This window comes from Allobosea sp. 05T422_2, assembly GCF_056396265.1.
This window is the reverse complement of the sequence record NZ_JBFTLD010000476.1, coordinates 1-2,107: the sequence shown is the minus strand read 5'-3', so window position 1 is coordinate 2,107 and position 2,107 is coordinate 1. Positions and strand designations below refer to the sequence as shown.

Genomic DNA, 2,107 nt, shown 5'->3' with positions numbered 1-2,107 from the left:
GATCGAAGGTGCCCGGCTCGCCGGTTTTCCGCTCCGGCAGCGTCTTACCCATGCGAATTAGGCCGTCGCGGCGAGCTATCCGACTGGAGCCCCGTCGGCGCAGCGCTCTGGGCATTGCGGGGCGGAGACGAGTAGCTGAAGACGATGGCGCTCCGCAAAATCCTGATCGAAAAGAAAGACAGCAGGGAAAGCTGGGATAGTGTTCTTCCGATCGAGGGCTCTTGATCAGTAAGCTGCGAGAATTCGCCGCAGATGGTGAAATCGAACATAGGCATATACTTCACTCAGGGCGACGAATAGATACGGCTCGCGCGGCAACCTGCGAGGTTCAATGCGCGGACCGAGCGTGGAGGCATTGACGATGAGCAAGCTGATCAACCGCGCAGTCTTGGTGGCAGGGACAGTCGTACTGGCCGCCTGGGTTCCTCTGCCCAGTCAGGGTTCGTGCAACAGCCCCAAGGGCTGCACGATGGATGCCATCTATGAAAGCTACGACATGATGCAAAGCGGCCAAATGCAGAGGGCAATGGACGAGGGACAGGCAAATATCGCGGCGTTTCATGCGTTGAAGGAGTGGGAGCTCAGGCAAAGCGAAGCGCCCGTCCACCACCACTCGTGATGACCGCTCGTATTCGCCATGGGATGACCCGTTCTCGCGCTGGTTTGCCAGCCACTTAACGCCTCACCGGGACCATTATCATAGCGATCCTGGATCTATGGCCCGGAGGCGGCGGCCTTCGACAAGAGCTGGAAGCCGGCGGATTTCGAAGAGGTCAAGCCATGACTTGCGGCGTCTGGATCTGGGCCTTGGCGAAACAGGATGAACTCAACCMCCTGCGGCAGCGCGAAGTGCTCGCCGCAGGGCAGGTGGGTTCCGTCGGGTTGGCTGTGAACAGCCAGTCACAATCGTTATCGATTTGTTAATTCCAGGTTGGTTGCACGGCAACGTGCGTGCTAGTCCCAAAAGAAAAATGCTGTCTTTTGGGGGCTTTCTGTGCCGATTCTATGTAATTCTCGGGTGCCCTCAGCGCCTGACGTTTCGTTTTCGCCTATGTTACCTTACGGCCTGAAGGCGATATCGAGGGGGCTGCGCTCAACCACGTCTGTCGCGAGTTTGCTGTCCGCCTGTATTATTGCAGGCGTCATGGCCCCCCGTGCGTCGGCCGCGGACATAACGATTGGCCCGGGCCTCTTGCCGGTATCGAGTGATGCCGATGTCGGTCCGTCTGGCGATGGGGTCATCTTCAACGGCGGCACGCTCCGGTTCGGCACGAGCTTCAACCTCTCGACGGGGCGGGCGCTTAGCCTTGATTCCGCCGGCGGCACCATTGACACCAACGGCTTCGACACGACGTTCGCCCGTGACATCACGGGGGTGGGCAGCCTGAACAAGACCGGCACCGGCACCCTCACCTTGAGCGGTATGAACACCTATACGGGCGCGACGAGTGTTGCGGCTGGCGGCACCCTTGCCCTGACAGGTCAGGGCCGGATCAACCAGTCGAGCGGCATCACCGTCGACGGTATCTTTGACGTGAGCGGGGCAGCCTCTGCGCAGGTCAAGGCCTTGAACGGCAGCGGCGAGGTCCAGCTCGGAACCGCGAGCCTTATGGTCAACAATGCCAGCGGCATCTTTTCCGGCGCCATCCGCGGCACCGGCGGAATCTCGATCAATGGCGGCACCCAGATCCTGACCGGCGCCAGTGATTTCTCCGGTGGCGCCGGGATCGCGAGTGGCGCCACCCTGCAGATCGGCAATAACGGCAATGCGGGGTCGATCACCAGCGACGTGACGAACTATGGCAGCCTGATCTTCAAACGATCCGATGACGTGACCTATGCCGGGAGCATCTCGGGCCCGGGCACGTTCTCKCATCTTGGGTCGAGCAAGCTCACGCTGACCGCGACGAACAGCACCCGAGGCGACGTCTTCATCGGAGTCGGCAGCACGTTGCAGCTGGGCAATGGCGGAACGACCGGCTGGATCGGCGGCACCGGCAACTTTGTCGGCTCGATCAGCAATGCGGGTGCATTGATCGTCAACCGATCGAACACCGTTTCGTATCGCGGCGTCATCTCCGGAAGCGGCACGCTCACGCAGATGGGC

Annotated in this window: 2 protein-coding genes; both read left to right on the top strand. The window is 60.9% G+C overall.

The features are described from left to right. Positions 1-361: 361 nt before the first annotated feature. Positions 362-619 (top strand): hypothetical protein, encoded by a 258-nt coding sequence (locus AC1DJT_RS36315; RefSeq protein WP_441490965.1) that lies wholly within the window; start codon positions 362-364, stop codon positions 617-619. A gap of 573 nt (positions 620-1,192) precedes the next feature. Continuing rightward, positions 1,193-2,107, top strand: a 915-nt coding sequence (locus tag AC1DJT_RS36310) for an autotransporter-associated beta strand repeat-containing protein (protein ID WP_476836012.1), incomplete at its 3' end; no start/stop codon positions are given.